The sequence below is a fragment of the Paraburkholderia sp. J12 genome (genome assembly GCF_905220215.1).
Lineage (GTDB): Bacteria > Pseudomonadota > Gammaproteobacteria > Burkholderiales > Burkholderiaceae > Paraburkholderia.
Window position 1 is genome coordinate 335,986 of the sequence record NZ_CAJMZC010000002.1, and the last position, 20,071, is coordinate 356,056.

Annotated in this window: 20 protein-coding genes; 12 read left to right on the forward strand and 8 right to left on the reverse strand. The window is 67.2% G+C overall.

What is annotated here, in order from left to right; translation table 11 throughout:
• Positions 1–174 precede the first annotated feature (174 nt).
• Together U5760_RS06480 and U5760_RS06485 are read left to right on the forward strand one after the other, a co-directional pair.
• On the forward strand, positions 175–1,116 hold the full coding sequence (locus tag U5760_RS06480) for a phosphate acetyltransferase (protein ID WP_322010480.1): 942 nt from the start codon (positions 175–177) through the stop codon (positions 1,114–1,116).
• The gene (locus tag U5760_RS06485) at positions 1,113–2,369 is read left to right on the forward strand and encodes an acetate/propionate family kinase (RefSeq protein ID WP_322010482.1); all 1,257 of its coding nucleotides are present in this window, start codon (positions 1,113–1,115) and stop codon (positions 2,367–2,369) included. Before U5760_RS06480 ends, U5760_RS06485 begins: the two co-directional genes overlap by 4 nt.
• A 28-nt stretch (positions 2,370–2,397) precedes the next feature.
• Here U5760_RS06485 and U5760_RS06490 read toward each other — a convergent pair whose 3' ends face one another.
• Positions 2,398–3,003, reverse strand: coding sequence for an alpha/beta hydrolase (locus U5760_RS06490; RefSeq protein WP_322010483.1), 606 nt, complete (start codon positions 3,001–3,003; stop codon positions 2,398–2,400).
• A 307-nt stretch (positions 3,004–3,310) separates the two neighbouring features.
• On the opposite strand from U5760_RS06490, the gene U5760_RS06495 reads away from it, so the two are divergent.
• The 6 genes from U5760_RS06495 to U5760_RS06520 all read left to right on the forward strand — a co-directional run bounded on the left by U5760_RS06495 (position 3,311) and on the right by U5760_RS06520 (position 7,481).
• Positions 3,311–4,261: a glyoxylate/hydroxypyruvate reductase A gene (locus U5760_RS06495; RefSeq protein WP_322010484.1), complete on the forward strand. Its 951-nt coding sequence runs from the start codon at positions 3,311–3,313 to the stop codon at positions 4,259–4,261.
• A 58-nt stretch (positions 4,262–4,319) separates the two neighbouring features.
• Complete coding sequence (locus U5760_RS06500; RefSeq protein ID WP_322010485.1) at positions 4,320–5,243, forward strand: hydroxymethylglutaryl-CoA lyase; 924 nt, start codon at positions 4,320–4,322, stop codon at positions 5,241–5,243.
• Positions 5,244–5,318: 75 nt separating this feature from the next.
• A complete protein-coding gene (locus tag U5760_RS06505) occupies positions 5,319–5,837 on the forward strand; it encodes a YbaK/EbsC family protein (RefSeq protein ID WP_322010486.1) in 519 nt (172 codons plus the stop codon).
• A gap of 2 nt (positions 5,838–5,839) precedes the next feature.
• Positions 5,840–6,097 (forward strand): DUF1289 domain-containing protein, encoded by a 258-nt coding sequence (locus tag U5760_RS06510; RefSeq protein WP_322010487.1) that lies wholly within the window; start codon positions 5,840–5,842, stop codon positions 6,095–6,097.
• Positions 6,094–6,528, forward strand: coding sequence for a MaoC family dehydratase (locus U5760_RS06515; protein ID WP_322010488.1), 435 nt, complete (start codon positions 6,094–6,096; stop codon positions 6,526–6,528). Before U5760_RS06510 ends, U5760_RS06515 begins: the two co-directional genes overlap by 4 nt.
• The gene (locus U5760_RS06520) at positions 6,525–7,481 is read left to right on the forward strand and encodes an MBL fold metallo-hydrolase (protein ID WP_322010489.1); all 957 of its coding nucleotides are present in this window, start codon (positions 6,525–6,527) and stop codon (positions 7,479–7,481) included. The genes U5760_RS06515 and U5760_RS06520 overlap by 4 nt, the downstream gene beginning before the upstream one ends.
• Positions 7,482–7,710: 229 nt before the next feature.
• Here the strand turns inward: U5760_RS06520 and U5760_RS06525 are convergent, their stop codons facing one another.
• On the reverse strand, positions 7,711–8,613 hold the full coding sequence (locus U5760_RS06525) for a DMT family transporter (protein WP_322010491.1): 903 nt from the start codon (positions 8,611–8,613) through the stop codon (positions 7,711–7,713).
• A 175-nt stretch (positions 8,614–8,788) separates the two neighbouring features.
• Between U5760_RS06525 and U5760_RS06530 the strand changes: the two genes are divergently transcribed.
• A complete protein-coding gene (locus U5760_RS06530; RefSeq protein WP_322010493.1) occupies positions 8,789–9,262 on the forward strand; it encodes an Lrp/AsnC family transcriptional regulator in 474 nt (157 codons plus the stop codon).
• Positions 9,263–9,292: 30 nt separating this feature from the next.
• Here the strand turns inward: U5760_RS06530 and U5760_RS06535 are convergent, their stop codons facing one another.
• Complete coding sequence (locus tag U5760_RS06535; protein ID WP_322010494.1) at positions 9,293–10,612, reverse strand: DUF445 domain-containing protein; 1,320 nt, start codon at positions 10,610–10,612, stop codon at positions 9,293–9,295.
• Between the two features lie 188 nt (positions 10,613–10,800).
• The gene (locus U5760_RS06540; RefSeq protein WP_322010496.1) at positions 10,801–11,694 is read right to left on the reverse strand and encodes an alpha/beta hydrolase; all 894 of its coding nucleotides are present in this window, start codon (positions 11,692–11,694) and stop codon (positions 10,801–10,803) included.
• A gap of 310 nt (positions 11,695–12,004) precedes the next feature.
• Between U5760_RS06540 and U5760_RS06545 the strand changes: the two genes are divergently transcribed.
• On the forward strand, positions 12,005–12,964 hold the full coding sequence (locus U5760_RS06545; protein WP_322010498.1) for a nitronate monooxygenase family protein: 960 nt from the start codon (positions 12,005–12,007) through the stop codon (positions 12,962–12,964).
• Positions 12,965–13,016: 52 nt separating this feature from the next.
• Here U5760_RS06545 and U5760_RS06550 read toward each other — a convergent pair whose 3' ends face one another.
• From U5760_RS06550 to U5760_RS06565, 4 genes are all read right to left on the reverse strand, one after another.
• Positions 13,017–13,952: a LysR family transcriptional regulator gene (locus tag U5760_RS06550; protein WP_322010499.1), complete on the reverse strand. Its 936-nt coding sequence runs from the start codon at positions 13,950–13,952 to the stop codon at positions 13,017–13,019.
• Between the two features lie 203 nt (positions 13,953–14,155).
• Positions 14,156–15,262, reverse strand: a complete 1,107-nt coding sequence (locus U5760_RS06555; protein WP_322010500.1) for a porin — start codon at positions 15,260–15,262, stop codon at positions 14,156–14,158.
• A gap of 579 nt (positions 15,263–15,841) precedes the next feature.
• The gene (locus tag U5760_RS06560; protein ID WP_322010502.1) at positions 15,842–16,297 is read right to left on the reverse strand and encodes a hypothetical protein; all 456 of its coding nucleotides are present in this window, start codon (positions 16,295–16,297) and stop codon (positions 15,842–15,844) included.
• Positions 16,298–16,639: 342 nt separating this feature from the next.
• Positions 16,640–17,041 (reverse strand): hypothetical protein, encoded by a 402-nt coding sequence (locus U5760_RS06565; RefSeq protein ID WP_322010503.1) that lies wholly within the window; start codon positions 17,039–17,041, stop codon positions 16,640–16,642.
• On the opposite strand from U5760_RS06565, the gene U5760_RS06570 reads away from it, so the two are divergent.
• Positions 17,007–18,053, forward strand: a complete 1,047-nt coding sequence (locus U5760_RS06570; RefSeq protein ID WP_322010504.1) for a bile acid:sodium symporter family protein — start codon at positions 17,007–17,009, stop codon at positions 18,051–18,053. The genes U5760_RS06565 and U5760_RS06570 overlap by 35 nt on opposite strands.
• Before the next feature lie 158 nt (positions 18,054–18,211).
• Positions 18,212–20,056, forward strand: coding sequence for a phosphodiesterase (locus U5760_RS06575; RefSeq protein WP_322010505.1), 1,845 nt, complete (start codon positions 18,212–18,214; stop codon positions 20,054–20,056).
• Positions 20,057–20,071: the final 15 nt, after the last annotated feature.

The following is a 20,071-nucleotide window of genomic DNA, read 5'->3' on the forward strand; positions in this document are numbered from 1 at the left end:
GAACCATGATCGGCCCGCGGCATGAACGAAGCGTGACAGACCTCCCCGCCGCGACACAGCGTCGCGGCGCACTTTTCCTACGGCGATACGCGCGCTGAACTACACTGTTACCGCATTGCGCGCCGCAACATGCGGGCAGCTATACCGGTCCAGTCAAAACGGAAGGGCATCGTCATGGCTTCATCGCACGACAAGTATTCAGTCCTGCTCGAACGCTGCAGCGGCCTCGCGCCGGTGCCCACGGCCGTGGCGCACCCGTGCGACGTGTCCTCGCTCACGGGCGCGCTCGACGCGGCGAGTCTCGGCCTCATCGTGCCGCTCCTCATCGGGCCGGAAGCGAAGATCCGCGCGGTGGCCGACGAAGCGCAACTGCCGCTCGCGGGCGCCACCATCATCGATGCCGCGCACAGCCACGCATCCGCCGCGCGCGCGGTGCTCGCGGTGCGCTCGGGCGAAGCGGAGCTGCTCATGAAGGGCAGCCTGCACACCGACGAACTGCTGCACGAAGTGGCCTCCGGCACGACGGGACTGCGCACCGAGCGGCGCCTTTCCCACGTCTTCGCGATGGACGTGCCCTCGTATCACAAGCCGCTCTTCATCACCGACGCGGCCGTCAACATCTACCCGAAGCTGCCCGACAAGGCCGACATCGTGCGCAACGCGATCGAGCTCGTGCAGGCGCTCGGCATCGAGCGCCCGAAGGTGGCGATCCTCGCGGCGGTGGAAACGGTCTCCGACAAGATGCCCTCGACCATCGACGCCGCCGCGCTCTGCAAGATGGCCGACCGCGGCCAGATCGCGGGCGGCCTGCTGGACGGCCCGCTTGCGTTCGACAACGCGATCAGCACCGAGGCGGCGCGCATCAAGGGCATCGTCTCGCCCGTGGCGGGCGACCCCGACATCCTGCTCGTGCCCGACCTCGAGGCGGGCAACATGCTCGCCAAGCAGCTCACCTTCCTCGCGGGCGCGGAGGCGGCCGGCATCGTCCTCGGCGCGCGCGTGCCCATCATCCTCACGAGCCGCGCCGACACCGTGCGCTCGCGCATCGGCAGTTGCGCGATCGCCGTGCTCGTCGCCCATGCGCGGCGCGCGCGCAAGACCACGGAGACACTGTGAGCACATCGCCCGGCGCCCACGAGGCGCATCACGCCGCAGAAGGCCACGTCGTGCTCGTCGTCAACGCGGGGTCGTCGAGCATCAAGTGCTCGGTGTACCGCGTGATCGACGACGACAAGGTCGAGGGCGGCGCGCGCGCGCTCCTCGGCGCGGGCGGGCAGATCGAGGGCATCGGCGTCGCGCCGCGCGTGGTCGCGCACATGGCCGACGGGCGGCTCATCGTGGACGAACAGTTTCCCGTCGCGCAGGTCGCCGATCACGACGCCGCGTTCCGGCTGCTGCGCCTCGTGCTCGCCGTGGGTCTGCGCGACACGCCGCCCGCGGCCATCGGCCATCGCGTGGTGCACGGCGGCTCGCATTACGCCGACGCCGTGCTCATCGACGATACGGTGATCGCCGAACTCGACTCGCTCACGCCGCTCGCGCCGCTGCATCAGCCGCACAATCTCGCCGCGATCCGCGCGGTGCGGCAAGCGGCGCCCGAACTCGTGCAGGTGGCCTGCTTCGACACGGCCTTCCACGCGAGCAACGGCATCATGGCGCAGCTCTTCGCGCTGCCCTACAGCTATTTCACCGACGGCATTCGCCGCTATGGCTTTCACGGCCTCTCGTACGAGTACATCGCGCGGCACATGCACGTGGTCGCGCCGGACATCGCGCGCGGGCGCGTGGTGGTCGCGCATCTGGGCAACGGCGCGAGCCTGTGCGCGATGAAGGACGGCAAGAGCGTGGAGACGACCATGGGCCTCACCGCGCTCGACGGTTTGCCGATGGGCACGCGCTGCGGCGCGCTCGATGCGGGGGCGGTGCTGTGGATGATGGCGCGCGGCATGGATCACGACGCCATCGAAAAGCTGCTCTATCACGAGTCGGGCCTGAAGGGCCTCTCGGGCGTGAGCAGCGACATGCGCGAACTGCTTGCGAGCGCAAGCGATCAGGCGAAGCTCGCGATCGACTTCTACACGTATCGCATCGCGCAGGAAGTAGGCAAGCTCGCCGTGGTGCTGGGCGGGCTCGACGGGCTCGTGTTCACGGGCGGCATCGGCGAACATGCGGCGCCCGTGCGGGCCCAGGTGTGCGAGCGGCTCAAGCCGCTCTTCGGCATCGATCTCGATGCAAACGCGAATGCGGCGAACAAGGAACGCATCGGCACGCGCGAGAGCCGCGTGCCGGTGTTTGCGATCCCCACCGATGAAGAAGGCATGATCGCGCTGCACACGGCGCGTCTCCTGCGCGAGGCGAAGCGGATCTAGCGCGTGGTTTCCGGGTTGCCGGTCAGGCTTACCACGCGAATGCCAGCTCGCCGCCTTCGACGGTCTCGTCGCGCAAACGGCGCGGCGCTTCGCAGTGCACGAGCGTGTCAATGAAGTATTTCGCGCGCGGCCACGGCCCGAAGCCCGCTGCCGAGTTGATATGGCCCGCGTCGCCGAGATTGACGAACGCGCTGCCCAGATGCTGCGCGAGTTCGCGCGCGCCGGCCAGCGTCATCCACGGATCGGTTTCGCTGCCGATCAGAATCGAAGGTACTTTCAGGCGCCGTGCCTCGAACGGCCCCGCGAAGCGGAACTTCTCGGGGCTCGCGGGCGCGACGAACAGCACCCCCGCGACATCGGCGCCGACGATCCCTGCCTGCAGCGCATGAGCCGTGACCAGGCAGCCGAAGCTGTGCGCGGCCAGCACGAACGGCCCGCGTTCGCGTGCGAGCGCGTTGCCCAGCGCCGCGCTCCACACCGCGAGATCCGGTGCGTCCCAGTCGGCCTGCTCGACCCGCAGCGCACGCGGGAACTGGCGCTCGAGCCAGGTCTGCCAGTGCGCGCCGTCGCTGCCGTGCAGCCCCGGCACGGTGACGAGTCTGGGCGGCCAACGGGTAGGTCCGCTCGAAAGCATGATTTTTTCCTCGCAACGACCAAGCGTGAATGGATTGTGACCCGCATCCCGCGCCGGCCGAACCAATTTTTTTTGCTTTGCTTTGCAGCGGGCCTGCCGGCGCAACTTCGATCACCCGGGCGCGCGGTGAAAGCCCGGCGGGCGCCGGCTCGAAAAAGTAGAATGTCGCCAGGACATCAGTCACGGAAATCCCCATGGCGCCTCGCAATGAGCATCCCCCCGCGGCCTCGATGGGTCTTATGGCCCTTTCGCTGCGCATTTGCGGCGCACGCGCATGCTGCGCTGCCCAACGAACGGGGCGCGCCGCATGAAGATCCTGTTCTACCTGCCGCAAGCCGACGCTTCCACCTGGCTGCACGGTCTCGCCCGCGCGCTGCCCGGCGCCGAGCTGCGCGAATGGCAACCCGGCGACACGGCGGCGGCCGATTACGCCGTGGTCTGGCGCCCGCCGCGCGAGTTGCTGGCCGCGCGCCCCGGTCTGCGCGCGATCTTCAATCTGGGCGCGGGCGTCGATGCGATCCTCGCACTCGAACACGAACAGCCGGGCACGCTGCCGCGCGACGCGCTGCTGGTGCGCCTCGAAGACTCGGGCATGGGCGAACAGATGAGCGAGTACGTGCAGCACGCCGTGCTGCGCTATCTGCGCCGCTTCGACGAATACGCGCTCGCGCAGGCACGCCGCGAATGGCACGTGCTTGCGCCGCATCCGCGCGAAACCTTCACGGTGGGCGTGCTGGGGCTCGGCGTGCTCGGCGCCCAGGTGGCCCGTTCGGTGGCCGCGCTCGGCGTGCCGGTGCGCGGCTTCTCGCGCAGCGTGAAGCATCTGGAGGGCATCGCCACGTGGTCGGGCCCGCTGCATGGCGAGCCCTTCGACGCGTTCCTCGACGGTGTGAAGCTGCTCGTGAACCTTCTGCCCGCCACGCCCGACACGGAAAACATTCTCGACGCGCGCGTGTTCGCGAAGCTCGAACGCGGCGCGTACCTGGTGAACGTGGCGCGCGGCGCGCACCTGGCCGAGCAGGACCTGCTCGACGCGCTGGCCGACGGCACGCTTGCCGCGGCCACGCTCGACGTGTTCCGCGAAGAGCCGCTGCCGCCCGATCACCTTTTCTGGCGCGAACCGCGCATCACCATCACGCCGCACAGTTCGGCCCTCACGCTGCGCGACGAAGCGATCTCGCAGGTCGCCGACAAGATCGAAGCGCTCGCGCGCGGCGAAACGGTGAGCGGCGTCGTGCATATCGAACGCGGTTATTGATCGAGGCTCGCTCCGCTCGAAAATCGGCGCCTCGACAAACCTATCAAGGAGACACCCCATGACCCTGCCCGCCACCGCCAAGATCGTCGAAGTCGGACCGCGCGACGGTCTGCAGAACGAAAAAGAATTCGTTGCCACCGCCACCAAGATCGAACTGATCGACCGCCTTTCGGCCGCCGGCTTCCCGAACATCGAGGCCGCCTCGTTCGTTTCGCCCAAATGGGTGCCGCAGATGGCCGACGGCGCCGAAGTCATGGCCGGCATCGCGCGCCGCCCCGGCGCGATCTACTCGGTGCTCACGCCGAACCTGCGCGGCTTCGAAGGCGCGCTCGCCGCACGCGCGGACGAGATCGTGATCTTCGGCGCCGCGAGCGAAGCGTTCTCGCAGAAGAACATCAACTGCTCGATCGCGGAAAGCATCGAGCGCTTCGTACCGGTTGCACAGGCGGCGAAGGAGCACGGTATCCGCATTCGCGGCAGCGTTTCGTGCGCGCTCGGCTGCCCGTATCAGGGCGAGGTGCCGGTGGCTTCGGTGGTGGACGTGGTCGAGCGCTTCGCGGCGCTCGGCTGCGACGAGATCGATATCGCCGACACCATTGGCGTGGGCACGCCGAAGCGCACGCGCGAGGTGTACGAGGCCGTGACGAAGGTGTTCCCGCGCGAGCGCCTCTCGGGCCACTTCCACGACACCTATGGCCAGGCGCTGGCGAACATCTACGCGGCGCTGCAGGAAGGCATCGCGATCTTCCACGCCTCGGTGGCGGGACTCGGCGGCTGTCCGTATGCCAAAGGCGCGACCGGCAACGTCGCGACCGAAGACGTGCTGTATCTGCTGAACGGACTCGGCATCCACACCGGCATCGACCTGAACCAGGTGGTCGCGGCCGGCGACTTCATCTCGACTGCGATCGGCCGCAACAACGTCTCGCGCGCAGGCAAGGCGCTGCTCGCCAAGCAGCGCAGCGAAGCGGCATGCGCATGACAGGCTGCGTCACAAACCCATGCGCACGCGCATAGGCACTCGATCGTCGAATTGCAGTACGAAGGAAAGAAACCCATGACCGATACGCTCTCGTCCTCCCAGGACACGCTGGACACCCTGCCCGAATCGGCGCGTCGCGTTGCGCTCTTGTTGCGCGATCGCGGCCATGCGAAGCCGGTCGTGATGCTGCCGGAAACCGGCAAGACCTCGGCCGAGGCCGCAGCAGGACTCGGCTGCGAAGTCGCTCAGATCGCCAAGTCGATTCTTTTTCGCCGCCGCGAAGACGACGCCCCCGTGCTCGTGATCGCAAGCGGTGCCAACCGGGTGGACGAAAAGAAGGTCGCCGCGCACGTGGGCGAAATCGGCCGCGCCGATGCGAAGTTCGTGCGCGAGAAAACCGGCTATGCGATTGGCGGCGTCTGCCCCATTGGCCACGCTACGCCGCCCGTCACGCTCATCGACGCCGATCTGTTCGAACTCGAAAGCCTGTGGGCTGCGGCGGGCCATCCGCATGCGGTGTTCAATCTCTCGCCGCAGGAGCTGGCCGCGCTGACCGGTGCGCCCGTGGTGGACGTCGCGCTGCGCGACGCGTGAGCATGGCCTCTCGCGCCGCCACCTCCCCGGCCACGCCTTCACCATGCATCGGCATCTGCCGCATGAATGAAGCCATGGGCCTGTGCGACGGTTGCCTGCGCACCCTCGACGAGATCGCGGCGTGGTCGACCCTCGACGACGACGCGAAGCGCGCCGTGTGGAACGCGATCGACGAACGGCACGCGCAGTGGATGTCGCAGCGTTTCGATGCCGCAAGCGAGGGCGTGAACACAAGTGGCCATCACGGAGAAGCGCCATGAACGCGCCGCCGCGCGTGGTCACGATCGGCGAAACCTGCCGTTCCACCTTCGCGCTCTCGCCCGATTCGGTGAAGTCGTTCGCCACGCTGGTGAACGACCTGAACCCGCTCCATCACGACGACGCCTATGCGGCGCAAAGCCGCTTTGGCGGCCTGATCGCATCCGGCACGCAGCCCACCGCGCATTTCATGGCGCTGCTGGCCACGCATTTTTCCACCTACGCGCAGCCGCTCGGCCTCGAATTCGACCTCAAGCTCAAGCGTGCGACCTATGCGCACGACGTGCTCACGTTCGAATGGCGCGTGGAGGATGCATGGTGGAAGCCGAGCCTCAATGGCGACCTCACGAAGCTCGCCGGCACCGCCATCAATCAGGATGACGAAGTGGTGATCGCCGGACACGCGACGATCCTCGTGATGCCGAAACCATGAACGCGCCTGCTCAGTCGCCTGCTCAGCTGCCAGTTCAGTTGCCCGAGTCGATCCGCGTATTCGAGCGCGGCTGGCTCTCGTCGAACAACGTGCTGCTGGTGGACGAAACCCGCGCGGCACTCGTCGATACGGGCTACGCCACGCATGCCGCCCAAACCGTCGCGCTCGTGCGGCACGCTTTGGGCACGCGCGCGCTCGATCTGATCGTGAACACGCACCTGCACTCCGATCACTGCGGCGGCAACGCGCAGTTGCAAGCCGCGTGGCCGTGCGAAACGCGCATTCCCGCACGCAGCGCCGCCGTGGTACGCGATTGGGACGAAACGCGCCTCACGTTTCGCGCGACGGGGCAAACCTGCGAGCGCTTCGGCTTCACCGGCACGCTTGTGCCGGGCGAGCGGCTCGCGCTGGGCGGCTTCGAGTGGGAAGTGATCGGCGCGCCGGGCCACGATCCGGATTCGGTGATGCTCTACGCCGCCGGCCCGCGCCTTTTGATCAGCGCCGACGCGCTCTGGGAGCACGGCTTCGGCGTGATCTTCCCCGAGCTCGACGGGGAAAGCGGTTTCGCCGAGCAGCAGGCCGTGCTGGAGACGATTGCAAAGCTCGACGTGCGCATCGTGATCCCGGGACACGGCGCGCCGTTTGCGAACGTCGAGACCGCGCTCGAACGCGCATTCTCGCGGCTCGCGTGGTTACGCGCCGATCCCGCCCGCAATGCGCGCAACGCGCTCAAGGTGCTGATCGTGTTCAAGCTGCTCGAAGTGCGCACGATGACCCTCGCGACGCTCGACACCATGCTCGACGACGCCGCAGCCATGCGTGCGGCCGCATCGCAACTGGCGCCGCGTCATGCATGGCGGGCGCTGCTCGGCGAGCTCACCGCCGAGCTGGCGAAAAGCGGCGCGCTCGTGCTGAACGGCGAGCGCATCGAGGCGCCGGCCTTGGCCGCTTGAGCAAGCGCGAGCAAAAAAAACGCTCGTCCGTTTCCGGACGAGCGTGAGTATCTTGCTCTGACGTGGTCAATCTGTGGACGCATCATACTCGCGCGCCTCGGCGCGAAGCATCGGTGATTTCCCTACAAATCACCAACATGCGGATCAACACGCAATACGTCGCGTTACACGCATGAAAGCAGACATCCGGCTGCATCGATTGATTCGGCATCCGTATCAAATGCCGATCTCAAGCCGAACGTACGCCACTGCGTTGCGGCACGATCCGCCAGCCCAGGTTCACACCCGCAGCCGCCATCAGGATCAGCACCGCACCGGCTATCTGGATCCATGAAAGACGTTGCCCGAACGCGAGCCAGTCCACGAGTATCGCGACCACCGGGTAGATGAACGAGAGCGCGCCCGTCATCGCCGTGGGCAGCTTCTGGATCGCGCCGTAGAGCAGCACGTACATGATCCCGGTATGCACGACGCCGAGCGTCGCGATCTGCGCCCAATGCAGCGGCGTGGCGGGCAGCGTGTCGTAGTGGATGAACGGCGCAAGCGCGAGTGCGCCGAATACCACCTGCACGAGCGCGATCAGATGCGGCGGCGTGCCCTTGAGGTGGCGCGTGATGATCGACGAGACGGCGTAGAGAAACGCGGCACCCGCCGCGCAGGCCACGCCTTGCAGATATTCGCCGGGCACCGCGAGCACCGCGGGCTGCACCTCCACCACGCAGACGAGGCCGACGAAGGCAACCGCGAGCCACGCAAGCGTGGAAGCGCTCACGCGCTCGCGCAGCAGGAGCGCGCCGAGACCCACGAGCATGAACGGCTGGGTGTTGTAGACGGCGGTGGCCATGGAGATGGACGCGCGCGAATAGGCTGCGAAGAGCAGCACCCAGTTCGCGACGATCGCGGCGCCGCCCAGCATGGCGAGCAGCACCATGCGCGGCGTGAAGTACGCGCGGCGCAGCAGCCCGAGCGCCGTGCAGATGAGCGCGAGCGTCGCGCCGCCCAGCACGCAGCGCAGGAAGACAACGTTGATCGTCGGCTGCCGCGAAGCGACGACGAGCCAGCCGATGGTGCCGGACATGAGCATCGCGACGATCATCTCGACGGCGCCGCGGCGGATTTCGGTAGTAGCCATGAAAGCGGTTTCCCTGTGCAAGGCGAAGGCAGCCCGGTTGCGAAACCCGCGAGCCTGAAGCCATGACAGGAAGTTTACTGGCTGCATTCCCCGGAATACAGGGATAAACTGAGGCCGTCCACCTTATTCGCCTTGCAATCGAAGGCCACGAAGCGCCCAAGGCCTGAAAATCATCATGAAACGCCCAACCAGCACGCCGGTGCAGCCGGCCAGCCTCGACGAGATCGACCGCGCCCTGCTCGCCGCGCTGGCCGAAGACGGCCGCGCGGCCGTGAGCGAACTCGCGCGCCAGGTCGGCCTTTCGGCGCCGAGCACCTCGGAGCGCTTGCGCCGCCTCGAAGCGCAGGGCGTGATCGGCGGCTACACGGTGCAGATCGATCCGCGCGCGCTCGGCTACACGCTCCAGGCCGTCGTGCGCGTGAAGCCCCTGCCGGGCCAGCTTCATCTGGTCGAGGAGGTGATCCGGCGCATTCCCGAATTCGTCGAGTGCGACAAGGTCACGGGCGACGACTGCTTCATCGCGCGGCTCTATCTGCATTCGATCGAGCAGCTCGACGAGATCCTCGCGAAAGTCACCGAGCGCGCGGAGACGAGCACCGCCATCGTCAAATCGACGCCGGTCGCGCGGCGCCTGCCGCCGCTCGAATAACGAGCGGCGGCGGTCCGCAACGACGGCGGATCACAGCCCGAGGAGCCCGCGCAGCCACTCGAAAAGCTGCGAGCACAAATAAAGGCCGAAGCCGATCGCCCCGCCCAGCACCGTGCCGTTGATACGAATGCGCTGCAGATCCTTGCCGATCTTCTGTTCGATCAACGTGGACATGCTGGCGGCGTCCCAGTTCTTCACCGTGTCGCTGATGTGGCGTGTGAGGAACGCCGCGAATTCCGGCGCCATGGCGTGCGCGGCCTGCTCCAGGTGCTCGTTCAGCGAGGCGCGCAGCTTCGGGTCGGCGGCCAGCGTGCGGCCGAGCCAGCCGCCCGCGGCCGCCACCTTCGCGTGCAGCACGGAATCCGGCGCCTCCAGATCGCACCGCAGCCAGCCGCGCAACTCGTCCCACAGCGTGCGCGCGTAGTCCGCGAACGCCGCGCCGTCGCGCAGACTGGCCTTCAGTTCCTCGCCTTTCGCAAGAAACGCGGGATCGGTTTTCAGCCGCGCGATGAGGCCGTACACCACCTCGTCGAACCGGTGGCGCAACTGGTGCTCGCGATCTTCGCTGATTTGCAGCAAGAGGCGCTCGACGGCACTCGTCAGCACCCGCGCGCCGCTCTCGCCAATCCACGCGGTGGGCAGCACCTTCTCCGTGATCGGATACTCGCCCTTGAGACCGTCGACGATACGTGCCGCCACGAAGCTGCGCGTCTCTTCCACGCGCAGCAGCGCGGCGAACTGGTCGATCAGCTTGTCGAGCAATTCCTGATGGCGGCCGTCCCGCGTGAGCGTGTCGAGCACCGCGCCCATCGACTTCGAGAGATCGACACTGGAGAGTGCCGCGCGCAGGCCGTCGCGGATCAGCAGCTCGATGCGGGGGTCGTCGGCGAGTTCCAGCAAGCCCGAGGCGAACTGCACCGCGTAGTCGCCCAGACGCCGCGCGTTGCGCGTGTCGGAAAGCCAGCCGGCCACGCGTTGCGCGGGGTCGTGGCGGCGGATCAGGGCGACGAGCGATTCGGCGTCGAGAAAGCGGTCCTGGACGAAGTGCGCGAGTTCGTCGGCAATGCGGTCCTTGTTGTGCGGAATGACGCCCGTGTGGGCGGAAATGAACGGCACGGGCAGGCGCCGGAACAGCGCCGCCACGGCGAACCAGTCGGCCAGCGCGCCGACCATCGCCGCCTCGCTGCACGCCTTGAGCGCGCCGACGATGAAGGCGTTGCCGTAGCCGGGCGGCCAGCACGCCGTCACGACGAAAACGCAGGCCGCCGCCGCGAGCAGCAGCAGCGGACGGCGCTTGGCGCGCTGCAGTTCGGCTTCGTCGGAGAGGGGGTGGGTTGCGGAGGGCGGCATGGCGCAGGCAAACGCAGGCAAACAACAGGACCGCGCCATTATGCGGTCAACGCAGCGGCGCCGCGCCGCCGCGAGCCATGCGGGCGAGGTGCGGCCGGCGAGGTGCATCCAGCGAGCCGCGAGCGCCCTTGGCCTGGCCGACCGCGCCGGGCGGGCCGCGCCTCGCCAGCCGCACCTCGCCATTTAACTCAAGGCCCGCTGGCCTCGAAGAACGCCAGCATCTCCTTGACGAGATCCTCGCTCGCCTCTTCGGGGATATAGTGCCCGCACGCAAGCGAGCGCCCACTCACATCGCGCGCGACTTTGCGCCATTCGGCGAGCGCATCGAAGCAGCGGCCAATCACGCCCTGCTCGCCCCACAGTATGCGCAGCGGACACCCCACCTTGTGGCCGCGCTCGATGTCGGCGCGGTCGTGTTCCAGGTCGATCGTCGCAGAGGCGCGGTAGTCCTCGCACATGGCATGCACCGCGCCCGGCTGGCGCAGCGCCGCGCGGTAGGCGGCGAGCGCCTCCGGGGCGAAGGGCGCGAGGCCCGCGTGGCGGTTGCCCATCACGCGTTCGATGTAGAGGTCGGTGTTCGTGCCGATCAGCGACTCGGGCAGCGGCGCCGGCTGGATCAGGAAGAACCAGTGGAAATAGGCCGTGGCGAAGGCGCGGTCGGTCTGCTCGTACATCGAGAGCGTGGGCGCGATGTCGAGCAGCATCAGGCGCTCCACGGCCTGCGGATGGTCGAGCGCCATGCGGTGCGCCACGCGCGCGCCGCGGTTGTGCGCGCAGACCAGAAACCGTTCGTGGCCGAAGTGGCGCATCACCTCCACCTGGTCGGCGGCCATCGCACGCTTCGAGTAGGTGGCGTGCGCGGGGTCGCCCGCCGGCTTCGACGACGCGCCGTAGCCGCGCAGGTCCGGCGCGATCACCGTGAAGTGCTTCGCGAGTTCGTCGGCGCAGCGATGCCAGATCATGTGCGTCTGCGGGTGGCCGTGCAGCAGCAGAAGCGGCGGCCCTTTGCCGCCCTTCATCCCGTAGATGTCGATCCCGCTCGCCGTGCGAACGTTGAATGGCGTGAATGCATCGAACGGCATGGTGTCGTGTCTCTTGTCGTTGTTGGTCTCACACCATTGTAGGAGGCCCCTCATTGCCGCTTGCACGATTTCGGGGCGCCAACCGTAGAAACCGAACACTTGCTCGAAAGTCGCGGCCACGCACCGCATCCGCCCTCGTCGCAGCCCGGACAGCATGGCTCGCCTATAATCGAACGATCGTTCATAAATCGATGCGCAGCTCGACACCCGCGCGGCGCTCCAGCGGTACGATCCGAACCACCCGCCCAAAATCCCGGCGCCGCGCAACCCGACCGCGCGCCGGCTCAGGCCGCCCAAGGAGATTCTCGTCATGGCATTGCCCGCCGTCCTGCAAAACCTGTCGCTGCCCGTCGTCGGTTCGCCGATGTTCATCGTCAGCTATCCCGAGCTCGTGCTCGCGCAGTGCAAGGCCGGTATCGTCGGCTCGTTCCCTGCGCTCAACGCACGCCCGGCCGAACAGCTCGATGCGTGGCTCACGCAGATCCAGACCGAACTCGCCGCACAAAAGGCGGCCCACCCGGATGCGATCGTCGGCCCGATCGCGGTGAACCAGATCGTGCATCAGTCGAATGCGCGGCTCGAGCACGACGTGCGCGTGTGCGTCGATCACAAGGTGCCGATCTTCATCACGAGCCTGCGGGCGCCGGCGCGCGAGATCATCGACGCCGTGCACAGCTACGGCGGCATCGTGCTGCACGACGTCATCAATCTGCGGCACGCGGCGAAGGCGCTCGAAGCGGGCGTGGACGGGCTGATCCTCGTCGCCGCCGGGGCGGGCGGCCATGCGGGCACGACCTCGCCGTTCGCGCTGGTCGGCGAGGTGCGCAAGATGTTCGACGGCCCCATCGTGCTCTCGGGCGCAATTGCGAACGGCGGCTCGATCCTCGCCGCGCAGGCCATGGGCGCCGATCTCGCGTACATGGGCACGCGCTTCATCGCGACGAAGGAGGCGCATGCCGTGGACGCCTACAAGCAGGCGATCCTCAATGCCCAATCCGCCGACATCATCTACACGAACCTCTTCACCGGCGTACACGGCAACTACATTCGCGAGAGCATCGTCAACGCGGGGCTCGACCCGGACGCGCTGCCCGAATCGGACAAGACGAAGATGAACTTCGGCGGCGACAAGGCGAAAGCGTGGAAGGACATCTGGGGCGCGGGCCAGGGCGTGGGGCTGATGGACGATGCGCCGACGGTCGCGGAACTCGTCGCGCGCCTGAAGCGCGAATACGACGAAACGAAAGCGCGGCTCGGCGTCGCGCGTTGAGCCGCCGGTAAGCGGCGCGGCCCGTGCGCCGGCGCCCCGGTTTGTCCGGCGGCTACGAAGCCGCCGCCGCGCGTATCGCCTCGACGCCGGGCCACAGCCCGCGGTCCGCAAAGCGCTGCGCGAGAAAATCGACGAACGAGCGCACCTTCGCGGAGAGATGCCGCCGGCTCGCGTACACCGCATAGATGGGCAACTCGCGCGGCGGCAGCGCATCGACGAGAAGCGGCACGAGACGGCCCTCGGCAATGTCGTCGCCGATCACCTCGGTGCCGAGCATCGAGAGCCCGCCCCCTTGCAGCACCACCACGCGCAGCGCCTCCAGGTGATTGACGATCAGGTTGCCGCCCGGCTTCGGGCGCACACCGCCGTCGACGAACGGCGCGAGCTCCTGGGCCGAGGCTCCCGCGTACTGCACGAAGCTGTGGCGCGCGAGATCGGCCACGGTCTTCGGCACGCCGTGGCGGCGCAGATACTCAGGCGAAGCGCACAGCACGATGTGCGCGATGGCGAGCGGCCGCGCAATGAGCGACGACGACTTGAGCCCCGAGGGCGCCGCGCGGATCGCCACGTCGAAGCCTTCGTCGATCAGTTCGACCACGCGGTCGGAGAGCGTGATGTCGACGGTGACCTGCGGATGCCCGGCCGCATAGTCGGCCACGGCGCCCATCACATGCCGCAGGCCGAACGCGGTCAGCGACGAGACGCGCAGGCGCCCGCGCGGCACGACGCTTTCGGCGCCCACGGCTTCGCCCGCCTCGTCGAGTTCGTTGAGCGCCTGCGCCAGCCGTTCGTAGTACTCGCGACCGGCCTCGGTGGGCGCGACGCGCCGCGTCGTGCGGTTCAGGAGGCGCGCGCCCAGTTCCTGCTCGAGGTGGGCGACGTGCTTGCTCGCCATCGCCGCCGACATGTTCATGCGCTCGGCCGCGGCCACGAAGCTCCCCGCCTCCACCACCTGGCGGAACACTTTCATGCTTACGAGCGTGTCCATCGCGCGCGTCCGGAACGGTGAGGAAGGCAAGACATAGGGCACCGGGAAGAATCAATCGCCGCCATTGTGCGCGCTTTATCAATTCCCGGTAGGCAAACCCTCCTGCACGAAGGTCCCTCGGCGCCCAAAAAAACAAAACCCCGCGCTGCGAAAGAGCGCGGGGTTCGTGCCGATGCGTGGGCCCCGAAGGCCGTACGTGCGGCTTAGAACTTCGTGCGGATGCCTGCGCCGTAGGTCATGCCCGACGACATGTTGTCGTAGTGGTCGTACATATACGCGGCGTACAGGTCGGTGCGCTTCGAGAGCGGGTAGTCGTAGCCGATCGCCGCCGTCTGGTGCGTCTGGTTCAGGCCGCCGGTGTCACGCGAATAGGCATACGAGGCCATGGCCGTGCCCGGGCCCACCGGCACCGAGACGCCGCCTTGCGCCGTGTTCACGTGCCAGCCGCTCAGTTGCCCCCAGTTCGCCGTGTACATGTACTGGCCGTAGAACTTCACGAACTTGAGGTCGTAGGTGAGGCCGATCTGCCCCACGCCCTGGCTCTTCAGGCCGGCGGTCGTGATCGAGCCGCTCGGATCGATGGGGATGCTGCTGATGTCGCCCGGCGTGTTGTTGAAGTTCACGTACTGATACACGGCCGTCGCGGCGAACGGACCGTGGAAGTACAGGGCCTGCACGCTCCACTTCTTCTGGCCGTTTTCGCCGGCCTGGTTGCCGAACGCGTACATCGCCGAACCCGACAGGCCGTTGAAGTCAGGCGTCGAGTACTGGATCGCGTTGTTCCAGCCCGAGTCGCCGATCACGCCCTGGTCGGTCGTGTAGGTCGGGAACGTCGAGAGGCCCAGGTACACGTGGTACACCATCGGCGAGAAGGTGTACGAATCGATGAACGGGTTGAACAGGATCGTCGAAACGAACAGCTGCGTCGTGAGACGGCCTGCCGTGACCGTGCCGTACGGCGATTCGAGGCCGACGTACGCGTTGCGGGCGAAGAACGTGTCTCCCTGGAAACGGCCGTACTGACCGTTCTGCGCGCGGAAGAAGCTTTCGAGGGTGAAGATGGCCTTATAGCCGCCGCCCAGGTCCTCGTCGCCCTTCATGCCCCAGTACGACGTGGACATCCCGCCGCCGCCGACGCCCACCGACGCGTTGTCCCCGGGGAATTTCGTCACGCCGGCCCATTCGTCGACCTGACCATAGAGCTGGACACTCGACTGCGCAAAGGCCGACGACGACGCCGCGGCAAGCACGGCAGCGAGCGCGCTCGCCTTCAAGGTGGTGCGCAGCGCGCGGCTAACGGCTGTATTCATGGGTTCTCCTGTCTTTGTCAAAAAAAGAGGTGTGACTGGCGGCTTTTGGCGCTCGCGCAAACCGTTTGTTTTTCGTCGTTCGCAGGCGTGGCCGTTCTTGGGCGGGACCATCTTCGCGGACCAATTCCGTGGCCAAAAATATCTGCTGTTATCGCCGGTATATCGGGTCGATTAGTTTGCTGGCCTCAAAACCTGTTTGAGGCTCCCCGACGTCTATTTTTGGTGCATCGCAACAGACCCTTAATCCGGGCGGAAAGCCATGTGGGTGGGAATTCTCCGGGGAGCGCCGGCTTCGATTGACGCGCCGCCATATCGAAACCGGGATTTGATGATGAAAGGCTTATGTATGACGAGAGATTTCAAAAAAAGTGTGGTATCCACGCGTCAGATTGGTCCTACACGCGTGCGAGAACCGGCAGAAAGCCTGCGCGAATTCGTGTGAAGAACATCAGAAGACCGAAACAGCCAGCAGATGCGTACGGTCTGGGGGAGGGGAAGAAGAAAGTGAACCTGGAAGGCGAGGCTTTGGGAGGCGCCGCGCGCCGGATTTCGCGCCTGGTTGTGCGCGTGCTCCCGCGCTTAATTCCGGTAAGGCGACGGCATGGGCGGACGCGGCACCTCGGCGCCGCCGCCGCGCGGGAACGGACGGAACGCGCCGCGCTCTTCGTTGTAGCGCGCCACGTCTTCGCGGATCGAGCCGGTGCGCACGGGCGAATCGGCCGGCGGATGCGGCACCTCATGGGTCTGGGCGCTCACCGGCGTGATCGGGCCGCCACGGTTGCCACCGAAGCCATTGCCATAGGGGCTGCCGCCCACGGGCTCGCGATTTTCACCACGATTGCCGCCCCGGTCGCCGCCACTCTCGCGCCAGCCGCCCTGGTCGGCGACGTGCAGGGGCGTTGCGCCATAGCGGCCGGCGTTGCCGTAGCCGCCGCCATAACCGGCCGGCGCGGCCTCGCGGCGCATGGGCGCCGCCGAACGCATGGTCTGCGCCGAAGCATGCTCGCCCCACCCGCCGCGTGCTGCACCCGACATCGGTCGCATCGCGGGCGCATGCGAAAAACCACCGCCGCCGCCGTGCGGCGCATACGCAGGCTGTGCGTGGGCGAACGCAACGAGGGCCGTTAATCCGGCCCCCAAAACCCACTGTCCCATCCGTGACAACCCTGCGTGCATTATGTCGATCACCTGCCCGACGTTCCGCCTGAAAACCCGCCACTCGGGCTGTGGCGGGCCAGTCCCGGCGCCCTCACCCTCGCGATCCGTAACGCTTGCTGCCGCAACGGGGTGATGCGCCCTCTCACGGTAATTTATGGGCGTGCCGAATAGGTGTCGAGCCAAAAAGTGTTATGCCTCCTGAAGGGTTGTAACGCCATGTTACTGCTGGGTTTTTCGGCTCCAGATGGCCGTCCGGCGGGGCTTTGGAGGCAGGCCCGCAAGATGCTTGTTCGATGCCTGCCCAATGCCAGGATGGATGCCCGCGCAACGGATCGCAAACATCAGACCAGCGTCTGACAATGTCAGATCCGGGACCGAGAGGCGCCAATCGGTTCTGCACGGCTTCTGCTGCTCCAGCAGCGCACCGCCCAGCTCATGCTGGCTACTCATTAATCGATTCTTCAAATGAATTTGATTTTTCAATCGCTTTACGGGGACAATAGCTGCTGGTATTCCGTACTCCGATTCAACGCCGCCCCGCTTCGAAGCCGTGCGCAGCGCCTTGAGATTGCTCCGAGATTGATCGATGGCCCGTCCGAAATTCCTGCCCGATAACTTCACGCTGTGCCTCGTCGGCACCGTGATCCTCGCGAGCCTGCTGCCGGTGCACGGCCAGGCCGCCATGGCCTTCAACTGGCTCACGAATATCGCCGTCGGCCTGCTGTTCTTCCTGCACGGCGCCAAGCTCTCGCGCGAAGCGATCATCGCGGGCGCGACGCACTGGCGCCTGCACCTCGTCGTGCTGGCCAGCACCTTCGTCCTCTTTCCGGTGCTGGGCCTCGTGCTCAAGCCGGTGCTCTCGCCGCTCGTCACGCCGGCCCTCTATGCAGGCGTGCTGTTCCTCTGCACGCTGCCCTCCACGGTGCAGTCGTCCATCGCCTTCACGTCGATCGCGCGCGGCAACGTGCCCGCCGCCGTGTGCAGCGCGTCCGCTTCGAGCCTGCTCGGCATCTTCATCACGCCCGCGCTCGTGAGCGTCGTGATCTCGAACCAGAATGCGGGCAGCGGCTCGGCCTGGCACACGGTCTGGAACATCGTGCTGCAACTGCTCGTGCCGTTCGTAGCCGGGCAATTGCTGCGCCCCGTGATCGGCCGCTGGATCGAGCGCAATCGCGGCGTGCTGAAGTTCGTCGATCAGGGGTCGATCCTGCTCGTCGTTTATGGCGCGTTCAGCGAGGCCGTCAACGAAGGGCTCTGGCATCACGTGCCGCTCGCCGCGCTCGGCGGCCTCGTCGTCGTGAATGCCGTGCTGCTCGCGCTGGCGCTCGCCGTCACCATGTTCACGAGCAAGAAGCTCGGTTTCTCTCGCGCCGACCAGATCACGATCATCTTCTGCGGGTCGAAGAAGAGCCTTGCGGCCGGCGTGCCGATGGCCAAGGTGATCTTCGCCTCGAATGCCGTGGGCGCCGTCGTCCTGCCGCTCATGCTGTTTCACCAGATCCAGCTGATGGTGTGCGCGGCGCTCGCGCAGCGCTGGGGCGCGCGCGACATGAGCGAGGAGCGCGGCGCCCACGCCGGCGACGAATCGCACCCGGGCAGCGGCGAGCGCGGCACGGCGAGCGCCCAGCGCTAAGCGGCGTCTTTCGCGCCGCGCCGCCTGGTGCGGCGCGGCACACGTTGCCGCCGCTTCCTTCCCCGCCGCACCGGCCTCCCGGCTTGTCACTAAAAATTCACTTAATTCTTTCCGTGTGCTGCCGTTAAGCGTGGCGTCCTTGCCTGAAAGGCTTAGCCATGTCTTCTCACGCGTCGTCCTCGCCCACCGCCTTATCCGGCATAGCAGGCCTGATCGGCCGGCGCCATCTGCGCGCCGTCTTCCAGCCGATCGTCGATTTCGAGGACGGCGCGATCCTCGGCTATGAAGGCCTGATCCGCGGCCCCGCCGGCTCGCCGCTCGAAACGCCGGCCGCGCTCTTCGCGCAGGCGCTCGAAGAGGGCTGCACGACCTCGCTCGAGCACGCCGCGGCGCGGACCTGCATCGAGGCCTTCGCGCAGCTGGGCTGCCACGGCAAGCTGTTCCTCAATTTCAGCGCGGCCGCGCTGCGTCAGCTCACCGACGCCGGCCGCGACACGCCCGCTCTCTTCGACGGCACGCTCGACGCGCGCCGCGTGGTGATCGAGCTCACCGAGCAGAGCGCGATCGAGGACCTGGGCGAATTCACCCAGATCGTCGATGCGCTGCGCGCCGCCGGCGCGCAGTTCGCACTCGACGACTACGGCACCGCCAACGCGAGCATGAATCTGTGGGTGCGCCTGCAGCCCGACGTCGTGAAGATCGACCGCTTCTTCATCCACGACATCGCCAGCAACGCGCTCAAGTTCGAGGCCGTGCGCGCGATGCAGCACTTCGCGCAGGCAAGCGGCGCGCGGCTCGTGGCCGAAGGCATCGAAAACGAAGCCGACCTGATCGTGCTGCGCGACATGGGCATCGGCAGCGGCCAGGGCTTTTTCTTCGGCCGTCCCGATGTCGCGCCGGCGCACGTGCTCGCGCAGGAAACGCGCGAAGCGCTGCGCGCGGACCACATCGCCGTGTTCCCGGAACCCGCGCGCCGCGCGGCAACGAGCCAGGCCGGCGGCGGCGCGCCCGCGGAAAAGATGATCGTGCACGCGCCCGCGGTGCCGCGCCGCGCGACCAACAACGACGTGCTGGACCTCTTCAACCGCCAGCCCGAGCTGCACGCGGTGGCGGTGGTGGAGGACGACCGCCCGGTCGCGCTCATCAACCGGCGCGCGTTCATGGACCGCTACGCGCTGCCGTATCACCGCGAGCTGTTCGGCAAAAAAGCGTGCCTGCAGTTCGCGAACGCCTCGCCCGTGCTGATCGAGCAGTCGATGACGGTCGAGCAGATGGCCACGCTCCTCGCGAGCGACGACCAGCGTTATCTCGCCGACGGCTTCGTGATCACCGACAACGGCCGTTACGCCGGCCTCGGCACCGGCGAGAGCCTCGTGCGCGCCGTGACCGAAGTGCGCATCCAGGCGGCGCGCTACGCGAATCCGCTCACCTTCCTGCCGGGCAACATCCCGATCAGCTCGCACATCGAGCGGCTGCTCTCGCACGATGCCGGCTTCTACGCGTGCTACGTGGATCTGAACCAGTTCAAGCCGTTCAACGATCAGTACGGCTACTGGCAGGGCGACGAAGTGCTGAAGTTCGCGGCCACGGTGCTGGCCGACATCTGCGACCCCACGCGCGACTTCCTCGGCCACGTGGGCGGCGACGACTTCCTGATCCTGTTCCAGAGCGAGACCTGGCTCGAACGCGCGCGACGCGCGATCGAGACGTTCAATGCCGGCGCGCTGCGCTACTACGCACCGGCGGACCGGATGGCGGGCGGCATACGCGGCGAAGACCGCCACGGCAATCCCGCCTTCTTCAGCTTCGTGACGATGGCGATCGGTTGCGTGCACGTCGCCCCGGGCGACGGCGCGCGCCACAGCAGCGAAGCCATCGCCTCGCTCGCCGCGCTGGCCAAGCGGCGCGCGAAGCAGGAGCCGACGGGGCTCGTCGCGATCGACAGCAGCGACAGCGCGGCGCTCGTGCCCACGCACGGCGAACCGCTCACAGCGGCGAACTGAGTTCCCGCGGCCGCG

Excerpts from the sequence above, each read along its gene's own strand:
- U5760_RS06510 (WP_322010487.1), top strand. The coding sequence starts at position 5,840 with ATGGCCTCTCGCGCCGCCACCTCCCCGGCCACGCCTTCACCATGCATC.
- U5760_RS06555 (WP_322010500.1), bottom strand. The coding sequence starts at position 15,262 with ATGAATACAGCCGTTAGCCGCGCGCTGCGCACCACCTTGAAGGCGAGC.
- U5760_RS06570 (WP_322010504.1), top strand. The coding sequence starts at position 17,007 with ATGGCCCGTCCGAAATTCCTGCCCGATAACTTCACGCTGTGCCTCGTC.
- U5760_RS06545 (WP_322010498.1), top strand. The coding sequence starts at position 12,005 with ATGGCATTGCCCGCCGTCCTGCAAAACCTGTCGCTGCCCGTCGTCGGT.
- U5760_RS06575 (WP_322010505.1), top strand. The coding sequence starts at position 18,212 with ATGTCTTCTCACGCGTCGTCCTCGCCCACCGCCTTATCCGGCATAGCA.
- U5760_RS06530 (WP_322010493.1), top strand. The coding sequence starts at position 8,789 with ATGAAACGCCCAACCAGCACGCCGGTGCAGCCGGCCAGCCTCGACGAG.
- U5760_RS06505 (WP_322010486.1), top strand. The coding sequence starts at position 5,319 with ATGACCGATACGCTCTCGTCCTCCCAGGACACGCTGGACACCCTGCCC.
- U5760_RS06515 (WP_322010488.1), top strand. The coding sequence starts at position 6,094 with ATGAACGCGCCGCCGCGCGTGGTCACGATCGGCGAAACCTGCCGTTCC.
- U5760_RS06525 (WP_322010491.1), bottom strand. The coding sequence starts at position 8,613 with ATGGCTACTACCGAAATCCGCCGCGGCGCCGTCGAGATGATCGTCGCG.
- U5760_RS06535 (WP_322010494.1), bottom strand. The coding sequence starts at position 10,612 with ATGCCGCCCTCCGCAACCCACCCCCTCTCCGACGAAGCCGAACTGCAG.
- U5760_RS06480 (WP_322010480.1), top strand. The coding sequence starts at position 175 with ATGGCTTCATCGCACGACAAGTATTCAGTCCTGCTCGAACGCTGCAGC.
- U5760_RS06540 (WP_322010496.1), bottom strand. The coding sequence starts at position 11,694 with ATGCCGTTCGATGCATTCACGCCATTCAACGTTCGCACGGCGAGCGGG.
- U5760_RS06550 (WP_322010499.1), bottom strand. The coding sequence starts at position 13,952 with ATGGACACGCTCGTAAGCATGAAAGTGTTCCGCCAGGTGGTGGAGGCG.
- U5760_RS06495 (WP_322010484.1), top strand. The coding sequence starts at position 3,311 with ATGAAGATCCTGTTCTACCTGCCGCAAGCCGACGCTTCCACCTGGCTG.
- U5760_RS06560 (WP_322010502.1), bottom strand. The coding sequence starts at position 16,297 with ATGTCGGGTGCAGCACGCGGCGGGTGGGGCGAGCATGCTTCGGCGCAG.
- U5760_RS06520 (WP_322010489.1), top strand. The coding sequence starts at position 6,525 with ATGAACGCGCCTGCTCAGTCGCCTGCTCAGCTGCCAGTTCAGTTGCCC.
- U5760_RS06490 (WP_322010483.1), bottom strand. The coding sequence starts at position 3,003 with ATGCTTTCGAGCGGACCTACCCGTTGGCCGCCCAGACTCGTCACCGTG.
- U5760_RS06500 (WP_322010485.1), top strand. The coding sequence starts at position 4,320 with ATGACCCTGCCCGCCACCGCCAAGATCGTCGAAGTCGGACCGCGCGAC.